Origin of the sequence: uncultured Enorma sp. (genome assembly GCA_905210055.1) — a bacterium.
Lineage (GTDB): Bacteria > Actinomycetota > Coriobacteriia > Coriobacteriales > Coriobacteriaceae > Enorma.
On record CAJLVH010000053.1, the window covers coordinates 1 to 11,399 of the forward strand.

Annotated in this window: 13 protein-coding genes; all 13 read left to right on the forward strand. The window is 62.4% G+C overall.

The annotated features are described in order from the left end of the window. The coding region (locus QZ079_RS04885) for a putative PEP-binding protein (protein ID WP_297035822.1) at positions 1–1,348 on the forward strand (1,348 nt) is incomplete at its 5' end. Positions 1,349–1,528: 180 nt separating this feature from the next. Further along, positions 1,529–1,870, forward strand: a complete 342-nt coding sequence (rplS, locus tag QZ079_RS04890) for a 50S ribosomal protein L19 (RefSeq protein WP_019238540.1) — start codon at positions 1,529–1,531, stop codon at positions 1,868–1,870. A 189-nt stretch (positions 1,871–2,059) separates the two neighbouring features. Next, positions 2,060–2,848 carry a ribonuclease HII gene (locus tag QZ079_RS04895; protein ID WP_291288751.1) on the forward strand — a complete coding sequence of 263 codons (789 nt, stop codon included), beginning with the start codon at positions 2,060–2,062 and terminating at the stop codon, positions 2,846–2,848. Between the two features lie 163 nt (positions 2,849–3,011). Beyond that, the gene (locus QZ079_RS04900; RefSeq protein WP_297035831.1) at positions 3,012–3,512 is read left to right on the forward strand and encodes a YraN family protein; all 501 of its coding nucleotides are present in this window, start codon (positions 3,012–3,014) and stop codon (positions 3,510–3,512) included. Then, entirely contained in the window at positions 3,512–4,174 is a 663-nt protein-coding gene (locus QZ079_RS04905) for a magnesium chelatase domain-containing protein (protein ID WP_297035833.1), read from the forward strand. Before QZ079_RS04900 ends, QZ079_RS04905 begins: the two co-directional genes overlap by 1 nt. Then, positions 4,113–5,015, forward strand: a complete 903-nt coding sequence (locus tag QZ079_RS04910) for an ATP-binding protein (RefSeq protein WP_297035836.1) — start codon at positions 4,113–4,115, stop codon at positions 5,013–5,015. The genes QZ079_RS04905 and QZ079_RS04910 overlap by 62 nt, the downstream gene beginning before the upstream one ends. Then, positions 5,012–5,953, forward strand: a complete 942-nt coding sequence (locus QZ079_RS04915; RefSeq protein ID WP_366926428.1) for a DNA-protecting protein DprA — start codon at positions 5,012–5,014, stop codon at positions 5,951–5,953. Before QZ079_RS04910 ends, QZ079_RS04915 begins: the two co-directional genes overlap by 4 nt. Positions 5,954–5,974: 21 nt before the next feature. Then, entirely contained in the window at positions 5,975–7,318 is a 1,344-nt protein-coding gene (gene trmFO / locus QZ079_RS04920) for a methylenetetrahydrofolate--tRNA-(uracil(54)-C(5))-methyltransferase (FADH(2)-oxidizing) TrmFO (protein ID WP_297035839.1), read from the forward strand. Beyond that, positions 7,315–8,268 (forward strand): tyrosine recombinase XerC, encoded by a 954-nt coding sequence (locus tag QZ079_RS04925; protein ID WP_366926429.1) that lies wholly within the window; start codon positions 7,315–7,317, stop codon positions 8,266–8,268. Before trmFO ends, QZ079_RS04925 begins: the two co-directional genes overlap by 4 nt. A 244-nt stretch (positions 8,269–8,512) precedes the next feature. Then, positions 8,513–9,322 (forward strand): 30S ribosomal protein S2, encoded by an 810-nt coding sequence (gene rpsB / locus QZ079_RS04930; protein ID WP_291288756.1) that lies wholly within the window; start codon positions 8,513–8,515, stop codon positions 9,320–9,322. An 85-nt stretch (positions 9,323–9,407) separates the two neighbouring features. Then, entirely contained in the window at positions 9,408–10,280 is an 873-nt protein-coding gene (gene tsf / locus QZ079_RS04935; protein WP_297035844.1) for a translation elongation factor Ts, read from the forward strand. A gap of 245 nt (positions 10,281–10,525) precedes the next feature. Continuing rightward, positions 10,526–11,245, forward strand: coding sequence for a UMP kinase (gene pyrH / locus QZ079_RS04940; protein ID WP_297035847.1), 720 nt, complete (start codon positions 10,526–10,528; stop codon positions 11,243–11,245). 1 nt (position 11,246) lies between these two features. After that, on the forward strand, positions 11,247–11,399 hold a 153-nt coding region (locus QZ079_RS04945), incomplete at its 3' end, for a ribosome recycling factor (protein ID WP_366926430.1).

The following is an 11,399-nucleotide window of genomic DNA, read 5'->3' on the forward strand; positions in this document are numbered from 1 at the left end:
CAAGACGAGCCACGCGGCCGTTATCGCCCGTGGCATGGGCGCGCCCTGCGTCTGCGGCGTCGAAGCTATCCATATCGACGCGGTGGCGAAGGAGGCTCACGTCGCCGGTACGGACGTCGTGCTCCACGAGGGCGACATCATCTCGATCGACGGCACGCAGGGCATCGTCGTTCTTGGCGCCGTGCCGCTCGTCTCCGTCGAGCTCACGGGCGACCTCGAGACGATTCTTACTTGGGCGGACGAGATTCGTCTCGAAGCGGACAGCACGCACCCGTACCATGTGCGCGTGAACGCCGACAATCCCGAAGACGCCGAGCTCGCGCTTGGCTTCGGTGCCGAGGCCATCGGCCTGTGCCGCACGGAGCACATGTTCCTCGGCGACCGCAAGCAGCTCATTCAGGACTTCATCTTGAGCGACGACACCCGGGTGCGCGAGGACGTGCTGGCTCGCCTGCTCGCCGTCCAAACCGAGGATTTCCTCAAGATGTTCCGCGTGATGGATAACCGCGAGGTTGTGGTACGTCTCATCGACCCGCCCCTGCATGAGTTCCTCGACGCCCCGCGCGAGCTCGAAGTCTATCTCACCAAACGCGAGGCAGCTGGTGCGCCGGAGGAGGAGCTCGCCGGGCTTCGTGCGCGCCTGCGCCGCATCGACGGCATGGCGGAGATGAACCCCATGCTGGGTCTTCGCGGCGTGCGCCTCTCCTTCGTCTTCCCCGAGCTTCCGCTCATGCAGGTGCGCGCCGTCGCGAGCGCCGCGGCAGCGCTCATCCGCGACGAGGGGCTCGTGCCCAAGCCCGAGGTCATGGTGCCGCTCGTGGCGCTCGCCTCAGAGCAAGTGCAGATGCGCGCCGTGTGCGAGCAGGTCATCGACGAGGTGGCAGGGGAGTACGGCGTTGCCCTCGACATCCCCGTGGGCACGATGCTCGAGCTCCCGCGCGCCTGCATCACCGCCGACGAGATCGCACAAGACGCCGACTTCTTCTGCTTCGGCACGAACGACCTCACGCAGACGACGTTCGGCTTCTCGCGCGACGACGCCGAATCGAAGTTCATCCCCATCTACCTGCACAAGAAGCTTCTGGACGTGAACCCCTTCGAGACGATCGATAAGGGCGTCCTCGAGCTCGTGCGCATGGCCGTGGAGAAGGGCCGTTCGGTGAAGGCGGACATGCACAACGGCGTATGCGGCGAACACGGCGGCGACCCGGCGTCCATCAAGGCGCTCTTCAACGTCGCTGGTGTGGACTATGTCTCCTGCTCGCCCTATCGTGTGCCCATCGCGCGCCTCGCCGCCGCGCAGGCGAAGCTCGAAGCCGAGGCCGGTGCCGTCCATCTTGACCGCTGAAATGATAATTTCAGTACCTGGTACTGAAAGTATCATCGCCAGGCTACGCAGTGAGGATTTCCGCCCCGGGCGGAGATTCTCACTTGCGGCCTGCTGCGATATGCGTATAATGACAACGTTTGTCAAACCCATGTGTCGGTCTTCGGATGCGGCACCTCTGGATTAGAGTAAGGAATCGAAATGGACTACATCCGCGCAATCGAGCGCCAGCAGATCCGTGAGGACATCCCGCAGGTCCGCGTCGGCGACAACGTTAAGGTGCACTATCGCATCAAGGAAGGCGACCGCGAGCGCATCCAGGTCTTCCAGGGCGATGTCATCCGCATGAGCGGCGGCTCCTCCCGTGAGACCTTCACCGTTCGCAAGATCTCCTTCGGTGTGGGCGTTGAGCGCACCTTCCCGCTTCACAGCCCCAAGATTGCTAAGCTCGAGGTCGTGCGCCATGGTCGCGTTCGTCGCGCCAAGCTCTACTACCTGCGTGATCGCGTGGGCAAGGCTGCGCGCATTCCCGAGAAGCGCTAGTCACTCGCAATGCGTCTTGCACAGGCCGTCCTCTGGGCGGCCTTTTTCGTCTCGGGCCTTTGCGCGTAGCACGGAGCGCGCTCAACGCCTTGGTTGGAGCGCGCGCTTGCAAACAAGATCGCTGGATATAGCACGCGGGATGAGATAACGTGCGTCACACGTCATCTGCGCCGGTTAGGATGATTCTGCATGGCAAACCAAGTTCATACCGTTTCAGCTGCCGAGGTCGCAGCGCGTTTCGCGAGCGCCACGCTCGACGAGTTCGCAACGCTCCGTGAGCGCTATGCCACCGATCCGCGCAAGCAGGTGCAGCAGGCGCTTGCCCGTGCAGAGCGGCGCCTCGCACGTGAGCAGGCCGAGGGCACACGAGTCGAGCGCATGTATGAGGAGATGTACGAGCTCGGCGGCGACGGCCTCATCGTCGGCGTGGATGAGGTCGGCAGGGGGTCGGTCGCAGGACCGCTCACCGTCTGCGCTGTTGCCTTACCTCGCGATCCCATCGTGTGGGGCCTGAACGATTCGAAGAAGCTTACGCCTGCACGGCGCGAGGTACTCGCTGCGCGCATCGCTGAGGTCGCGATCGGCATCGGTCTGTGCCATATTCCTGCGGCGCGCATCGACGAGGTGGGCATTGCCTCTGCGCTTCGCGAGGCGGTGGCGGGCGCCGTGCGCGACTCCGGACTGGAGCCGGATTGCGTGCTCATGGATGGTAACCCGCTTCATGCCGTACCCAACGAGCGCGATGTCGTGCACGGAGATGCGCGTATCGCCTGTATCGCCGCGGCGTCGATCGTCGCCAAGGTGACCCGTGACGCCCATATGGTCGAGCTCGATGCCCTATATCCCGGCTATCACTTCGCCGAGTCGAAGGGTTATGCGTCACCCGAGCACATCGAGGCGATTCGCGCCTATGGGCTCACCGATGAGCACCGCGTAAGCTTCTGTGGAAACTTTTTGGAGAACGAACGACTCTTTTAGCGCTGGTATGCGATTTGCCACATGCAAGCCGCTCCAGTGAGCAAGGCGAATGCGCGCAGTGCCGGCCTTGTTTTAGATTTTGGCAAGCATTGTGCCAGAACCCTTGGGATTCGTTTTAGATGACCCGTGGATGATAGCTCCTACCCAGCAGGAAGGAGCAATCATGGCGAAGAAGGCGAGCGAACAGGAACATGCGCGGCAGGGTACGGGAAAACCCGGCGTACGCGGGAGAGCGACACACAAGCGCCGGAAAGCGAAGCTTGATCCCGCGCACCTTTCCGACGACCTCACGCCACATGAAATCGGTGTCCTAGGCGAGGCCATCGCCGCAAGCTACCTCGAGGACCGTGGGTATGAGGTCTTGGAGCACGGATACCGTTGCCGCGAGGGAGAGGCGGATCTCATCGCCTACGATTACGACTCGAACGAGGTCGTGCTCGTCGAGGTGAAATCGCGCCGCGCGCGACCGGGTGAGGACGTGCGACCAGAGGAGGCTGTCGACGGGCGCAAGCGCGCTCGATATCGCAGGATCGCCTCGTGCTACGTCATGGATCGCTTTCCGGTGCTCTCCATTCGGTTCGATGTGGTGAGCGTCGTCTTCTACACTGGCAAGGATGCCGGCATCACGCACTTCTTCAGCGTGTTCGACTGGGAGGTATCCTGATGCCGGGTCAAGTCTTCGCCGTGCACGCGGCTTGTCTGCGTGGCGTCGAGGCGGTGCCCGTGACCGTCGAGGTCACGCTCGGCGGAGGACTCCCGTCGATCGCGATCATCGGCATGCCGGATTCTACCGTTCTCGATGCGCGTGGGCGCATACGAGGAGCGATGCGGAGCGCAGGCTTCGAGGTTCCAAGGCAAAGCATCACCGTGAACCTCGCGCCAGGCGATATGCGCAAGACGGGATCCGGGCTCGATCTTCCCATCGTCATCGCCATCCTTGCCCTCTCAGGCCAGATTCCCCTCAACGGTTTGGACGATTGTCTATTCGTAGGCGAGCTCACGCTCGACGGTTCGGTGAGTCCGGTGAGGGGTTCTATCGCCTACCAGGTTCTTGCTCGAGATCTGAACCTTCGACTCATCGGGGCGCCTGAGCTTGCTGCACTCTCGCTGCCTGGGTGCTCGTATGGCTTGCTCGCGCATATATCGCGTCTCCGTGCGGGCGTCGATACTGCCGTCCGTTGTAGCGGATGTTTCTGCGCACGAACGACCCCTGCTCGAGCTCGATTTCGCCGATGTCGTCGGTCAGGAGACGGCAAAGCGAGCTATGGCCGTCGCAGCGGCGGGAGAGCTGGGTATGCTTATGGTCGGTGCACCTGGTTCTGGTAAGACGATGCTCGCCAAACGCATGACGACGATCCTGCCTAAGCTGTCTGTCGACGACCAGCAGGAGGCATTGTGCATCCATTCGGTCGCAGGTGAAGATATCGAGGAGCTGTTAGCAGGCCGGAGGCCGTTTCGGAGTCCTCACCACAGCATCTCTGTAGCCGGTCTCGTAGGCGGCGGAAGGCCGGTACGCCCGGGAGAGATCAGCCTTGCGCATGGCGGCGTGCTTTTTCTCGATGAGCTCGCGGAGTTCCCGGCGCATGTCTTGCAGACGCTTCGCCAGCCCATGGAGGAGGGGTGCGTGCGCATCGTGCGTGTCGACGGCATGTACCTGTTTCCCGCCTCGTTCCAGCTCCTTGCCGCGAGCAATCCCTGTCCGTGTGGGTATCTGGGCGATCGTGAAGTTCCCTGTTCCTGTTCCGCTACTGCCATCGAGCGCTATCGCGCAAAGCTCGCAGGACCTCTCATCGACCGTATCGACATCGTCATCGATGTGTTCAGACCCGATCCGGAGCTCATCATCAAGGGGGCTGAGGGGCTCGCGACGCGCGATCTGCTTGAGATGGTCGAACGCGGTCGCGCGTTCCGGTCACACCGGGAACACGCACGGAGAGTAGGCCTGATGCACGGGAGGAGCGTGCTCGAGCGGACGACCGATGAGCTTGCATTCGACGAGGAGGCGAGCGAGGCGCTGCTCGATTTCTCGCGCCGCCTGCATATCACGGGGCGCGGTATCAAGCGCCTGAGCCGTATCGCACGCACCATTGCTGATATCGATGAACGCGAGCGCGTGATGAGGCAACACATCTTGGAAGCGGTGATGTATCGAGGAGGGGGCGTGTGAAAACCGTTAAGGTACCCCTGCGGGAACGCATTGAAATCGCACTCGGAGATAGCGCATATCCCCCTCAGCTGCTCGATCTTCCAGATCCCCCGAGCCGTCTGTATATGCGAGGGAGCACAGAGGTGCTCACGGAGCCGAGCCTTGCTGTCATCGGCACGCGCCGGGCGACTCCATATGGGTTTGCCGTAACGGAGCTCGCGGCGGGACTTGCAGCTGAGTCAGGGGTCGTCGTCGTTTCCGGCGGAGCCATCGGGTGCGACCAGTGCGCGGGCTGGGCGGCGCTCAAGCAAGGCGGGAAGCATATCATCGTACTTGGGAACGGAGCGGATGTGGTGTATCCGAGCACAAGCGCGCCACTCATCGAGGCTGCGCTCGAGCAGGGGGGTGCCGTGGTATCGATTGTTCCATGGGGAACGCAGCCAAGGCCATATCTCTTTCCCAAGCGCAACCGCGTGATCGCGGCGCTTACCCGTGCCGTCTTCGTGGGCGAGGCAGGGATGCCGTCGGGTACGTTTTCCACAGCGGAGACGGCAGAGTCGATCGGACGGGAGGTGCTTGCCGTTCCCGGCTCGATCTTCTCGCCCAATTCAAAGGGGTCGAATTACCTGCTCGGCTCTGGCGCCTGCTGCATCGCGTGCGAGGAGGATCTGGAATGCGCGCTCTCGCGCATCTTCGGCACGCTGCGGTTCTGCCATGGCGATGCCGCCGCTCCGATGTTCGATGATCCGCGCTGCGGACGCGTCATGGATGCGCTCACCGCGTCTCCCATGCGTTCCGACGAGATTGCGCGCATGCTCGGGCTCGACGCTCGCGAATGCCTGGAGTTTTTGAGCAACCTCGTCATTGATGGCCTCGTTGAGCAGCTCGTAGACGGACGATATGCTCCGACGAAAGAGGCGCTTCACGCGCGGACGGCGTTCGGCCACAATAGAAGATGACCGAACGGAAGGGGAGAGACCATGCAATTCGATACGGTTACGGTTGTTGGGGGAGGACTTGCTGGCAGCGAGTGCGCGCTTTCGCTCGCGCGCCGGGGCGTTCCGGTTCGCCTCATCGAAATGCGACCGAAGACCCCCTCTCCCGCTCATGCGACCGATGGCCTTGCCGAGCTTGTGTGCTCGAACTCGTTCAAATCCACGAGATTCGAGAGCGCGGCGGGCTTGCTCAAGATGGAGCTCCAGCGCATGGGCTCGGTGCTGCTTTCATGCGCGCGCGCGGCTGCCGTTCCCGCCGGCGGCGCCCTTGCCGTCGACCGCGAGCAGTTTTCCAGGCTCGTGGGAGAGCGGGTTGCCGCCGAGCCCTTGATCGAGCTCGTTCGCGAGGAGGTCACAGAAATTCCCGACGAGCCCTGCGTCATCGCTGCGGGGCCTTTGTGCTCGCCGGCACTTTCCTCCAGCATCCATGGGCTCGTGGGCGGGGACTCGCTCTCGTTTTTCGATGCCGCCGCACCGATCGTCGATGCCTCCACGATCGACCGATCTGTCCTCTTCAGTCAGTCGAGATACGGCGACGAGGGGACGGGCGACTACCTCAATGCGCCGTTTTCGAAAGACGAGTACGACGCCTTCATTGACGCACTCGTGTCCGCCGATCGCGTGGTGCTGCACGATTTCGAGAAAGGCGGACTCTTCCAAGCGTGCCAGCCTGCCGAGGAGGTCGCTCGCACGGGGCGCGACGCGCTTCGCTTCGGTGCAATGAAGCCCGTGGGCCTCACGGATCCTCGCACAGGACGCCGTCCGTGGGCGGCGATCCAGTTGCGCGCTGAAAACCGTGAGGGCACGGCCTACAATCTTGTAGGTTTCCAGACGAATCTTACGTTCTCCGAGCAGAAACGCGTGTTTCACATGGTGCCTGGCCTCGAGGAGGCTGAGTTCTTCCGGTTTGGTGTCATGCATCGGAACACCTTTATCGATTCCCCCCACGTGCTCGACCGCACGTTTGCGGTGCCCGGCCGGCATGTGCGCTTCGCGGGGCAGATCACCGGGACGGAAGGATACACCGAAGCAATCGCGTCGGGACTCCTCGCTGCGCTCAATACCTATGCGGAGCTTTGCGGAGAGGCTCCCGTCTCGTTGCCGCGCACGGGCGCGTTGGGATCCCTCGTGGCGTACGCGACGGATCCCGCAACTGAAAACTACCAGCCCATGCATGTGAACTTCGGACTCGTCCCCCCGCTCGATGATGGTATCAAGCGCGGTAAGCGCGACCGCTACCATGCGTATGCCGAACGCGCCTTGCGAGATCTTGATAGGTACCTTGAGACGAGGGGAGACCTAAAAATCGGGGCGGAGCGTCTTGCGTGAGCGCACATGACGCACATGATGTTGGCGAAGTTGAGCTCGATGCCCGCTTCGCCGATGCGATGGATGAGTTCATCGCCTATATCGCGCGTGTAGAGGGCTTTTCGCCCGAGACCGTGCGGGCGTATTCGAGCCACCTCGAGGCATTCGGTGGGTGGTGTGCACGGGCAGCCGAGGACGCGCTCGCGCTCGATGTCCGTGGGTTCCGCCGCTACCTTGCAGACATGAGACGCGCTGGGTATGCACCGAGCACGTGCGCCGCGCACCTTTCGTCTATCAGGTCGTTCTTTCGGTGGTGCCTCTTTGAAGGTGTTGTGGAGACCGAGGTGGCCTCTTCCATTCAGATGCCGAAGATTCCGAAGAACCTGCCTAAGACGATCGTGGCATCAGACATGGACCGTCTGCTTAACACGCCCGATAACACCACTGCTGAGGGGCTTCGCGACGCTGCGATGCTCGAGCTCTTCTATGCCACAGGAGCGCGCATCTCCGAGCTCTCCGGTCTTGATATCGAAGATTTCGATATGGGAACGCGTACGGTGAGGCTCTTTGGCAAGGGGTCCAAAGAGCGTATCGTGCCGGTGTATCGCCGGGCACTCGAGGCGCTTTGCCGCTACATCGAGCAGGGGAGACCAGTACTCCTCGAGGCTGCCGGACGTCGAGATGCAGGGGGACGGCGCCCGCTGTTCATCTCCAAGCGCGGGAACCGCATGGATGCCGCGGCGCTTCGGTACCGGTTCCGCGCCCTCTGCCGCCGCGCCGGGCTGCCTTCCGATGTGACGCCGCATGTCATGCGTCACACCTTTGCAACCGATCTCCTCGCCGGTGGCGCGGATCTTCGAAGCGTGCAAGAACTCCTCGGTCATGCGAGTCTCTCGACCACGACGCTCTATACGCACCTTACCCCCGACCGCCTCAAAACCGCCGTCAAATCCGCTCACCCCCGCACCTAACACGTCGCGCGTCGTTTTGGGGTCGGGTGCTTTTGTGTCGTTTTCGATACAAACGCAGCCGCCCCCAAAGTGACGCGCGAATGAGATGGGAATCTGGTATCATACCGACCGTTGCCGATTCGGCAGCGTCCGTATCACGCACGCGCGGCTACCTTCTCGCCGTGGTGCCCGGGCTCTGGTAGCAAAAGCCCGGGTGGTGGGGAAGGGTCGACCCCGCGCGGAGGTCAAACCACAGGAGGTTTACATGGCTACCAAGATCAACATCCGTACCCTGCTCGAGGCCGGCTGCCACTTCGGCCACCAGACCCGTCGTTGGAACCCCAAGATGAAGCCGTTCATCTTCGGCGAGCGCAACGGCATCTACATCCTCGACCTCAAGCAGACCATCATGAATGCGGACCAGGCGTACAGCTTCGTTCGCAACGCCGCTCGTTCCGGCAAGGTGCTCTTCGTGGGCACCAAGAAGCAGGCTCAGGAGCCGGTGAAGGCTGCTGCAGAGCGCTGCGGCATGCCCTACATTAACCAGCGCTGGCTCGGCGGTATGCTTACCAACTTCGTGACCATCCGCTCCCGCATCAACCGCATGGAGGAGCTCGAGACCATGGTCGAGGACGGCTCCATGGCGCTGCGCGGCAAGAAGGAGCAGTCCGTGCTCACCAAGGAGCTCGCCAAGCTCCAGGCCAACCTTGGTGGCGCCCGCGACCTCAAGGGTCTGCCGAGCGCACTGTTCATCATCGACACGAAGCGCGAGGAGAACGCCATCAAGGAAGCTCGTCGCCTGAACATCCCGGTCATCGCCCTCATCGACACCAACTCCGATCCAGATGAGGTCTTCGAGAACGGCATCGGCATCCCCTGCAACGACGACGCCATCTCCTCCGTCACGCTCATGTGCGAGCTCATGGCCGACGCTTGCATCGCTGGTAGCGACAAGCCCGAGGTCACGGTTGCCGAGATGGCCGGCGAGGAGCTCCCCTCCGAGGAGGCTCCCGTCGAGGCCGCGTCCGAGGAGGCTGCCCCCGCCGCCGAGCCCGAGGCCGCTCCTGCCGAGTAAGCAGTTCGTAATGCATCCCGTCCCGCGCTGATAACGGGACGGGCTTAACGTACCATTCACCATATACCGCTCGAAAGGAAGATTCATGGCAAACATCACCGCCGCCCAGGTCAAAGAGCTCCGCGACATGACCGACTCGCCCATGATGGAGTGCAAGAAGGCGCTCGTCGAGGCCGAGGGCGATATGGACAAGGCCGTCGACATCCTTCGTAAGAACGGCCTCGCCGCCGCTGCGAAGAAGGCCGGCCGCGCCACGAACGAGGGCGCCATCGGTTCCTACGTGTCCGAGGACGGCAAGCTCGCCGCGCTCGTCGAGGTCGCGTGCGAGACCGACTTCGTGGGCACCAACCCCAAGTTCACCGGTTTCGCCGCCAAGCTCGCCGAGCACATTGCGAACACGCATCCGGCCGACGTCGAGGCGCTCCTTGCCTCCGACATGGACGGCGAGACCGTCGAGGCCGCGCTCACTGAGCTCATCCACGTCATCGGCGAGAACATGAAGATCAACCGCTTCGCGTTCCGCACCGCCGATCACGGTGCTTGCTCGAGCTACGTCCACATGGGTGGCAAGATCGGCGTCCTCGTCGAGTTCTCCTTCGATAAGCCCGAGACCGCTCAGGCTGATGCCTTCAAGACCTTCGCCCATGACGTCGCTATGCAGGTTGCCGCCGTGGCACCCATCTGCGCTCGCCGCGAGGATGTGCCGGCCGAGACCATCGAGCACGAGATGAGCATCTACAAGGCGCAGGCTGCTGAATCCGGCAAGCCTGAGGCCATCCAGGAGAAGATCGCCACCGGCCGTCTTGAGAAGTTCTACAAGGAGGTCGTGCTTACCGAGCAGGCCTTCATCAAGGACGGCGACCTCACCATTGCCAAGTACGCTGAGAAGGTCAGCAAGGAGCTCGGTGACACCATCCAGGTTGTCGCGTTCGATCGCCTTGCGCGCGGCGACGCGTAACGGCGTATCAACATCCTTTGTATCTTTGTATAAGGGCAGCTCAACCGAGCTGCCCTTTTCTTAACAACTTGTAGAAGAATCTCGTCACCTTGGGGACGGGTGCGATAGTGCCATAAACGACACGAACGTACCCCTCACCAAGGTGACGCGCCCAAAATGTTGGTTTTGGCCGTCTACGGGCTTCATGCAAGCGCGCTCCTGCCACTTTGCTAGAATGCTATAAGTTACGACAAAAGGAGGATCTCTTGTCAGATTACCGATATAAGCGCGTGCTGCTCAAGCTCTCGGGCGAGGCGCTCATGGGCGAGGCCGGCTACGGCATCGATCCCGAGGTGACCGATCGCCTAGCGCATCAGGTTCGCGAACTGCACGACGACGGCATTGAGGTCGGCGTTGTCGTGGGCGGCGGCAATATCTTCCGCGGCATGGCCGGTGCTGCCAAGGGCATGGACCGCGCCCAGGCAGACTACATGGGCATGCTCGCCACGGTTATGAACGCGCTTGCACTCCAGGACGCCTTCGAGCGTGCCGGCTGCGAGTGCCGCGTTATGAGCGCCATCCAGATGAACGAGGTCTGTGAGCCCTACATCCGTCGCCGCGCCATGCGCCACCTGGAGAAGGGCGACGTCGTCATCTTCGCCGCCGGCTCCGGCAACCCCTATTTCACCACTGACACCGCTGCGGCCCTGCGCGCCTGCGAGATCGATGCGGACTGCCTCATCAAGGCCACCAAGGTGAACGGCATCTACGACAAGGATCCCAAACAGAACCCCGATGCCGTGCGCTTCGACACCATTTCCTACCATGAGGTGCTTGTCCGCGGCCTCCAGGTCATGGATTCCACGGCAGCCGCGCTCTGCCAGGACAACCATATGCCCATCATCGTGTTGAACATCGAGGGCGACGGCAACATCAAGCGCGCCCTCAAGGGAGAACCCGTCGGCACCGTCGTCAAGGAGGACTAACATGGCCGAGATCACCGAACGCATGGACAAGACCATCGACAGCCTGAGCCACGAGTTCGCCAAGGTGCGCACGGGTCGCGCGAACGCTAACGTCCTTTCGGACATCACCATCGACTACTACGGCGTGCCGACGCCCATCACCCAGGGCGCCGCC

Bases quoted from the DNA above. Each gene is read 5' to 3' on its own strand.
- rpsB (WP_291288756.1), top strand. From the start codon at position 8,513: ATGGCTACCAAGATCAACATCCGTACCCTGCTCGAGGCCGGCTGCCAC.
- rplS (WP_019238540.1), top strand. From the start codon at position 1,529: ATGGACTACATCCGCGCAATCGAGCGCCAGCAGATCCGTGAGGACATC.
- QZ079_RS04905 (WP_297035833.1), top strand. From the start codon at position 3,512: ATGCCGGGTCAAGTCTTCGCCGTGCACGCGGCTTGTCTGCGTGGCGTC.
- QZ079_RS04910 (WP_297035836.1), top strand. From the start codon at position 4,113: ATGGCCGTCGCAGCGGCGGGAGAGCTGGGTATGCTTATGGTCGGTGCA.
- QZ079_RS04900 (WP_297035831.1), top strand. From the start codon at position 3,012: ATGGCGAAGAAGGCGAGCGAACAGGAACATGCGCGGCAGGGTACGGGA.
- trmFO (WP_297035839.1), top strand. From the start codon at position 5,975: ATGCAATTCGATACGGTTACGGTTGTTGGGGGAGGACTTGCTGGCAGC.
- QZ079_RS04895 (WP_291288751.1), top strand. From the start codon at position 2,060: ATGGCAAACCAAGTTCATACCGTTTCAGCTGCCGAGGTCGCAGCGCGT.
- tsf (WP_297035844.1), top strand. From the start codon at position 9,408: ATGGCAAACATCACCGCCGCCCAGGTCAAAGAGCTCCGCGACATGACC.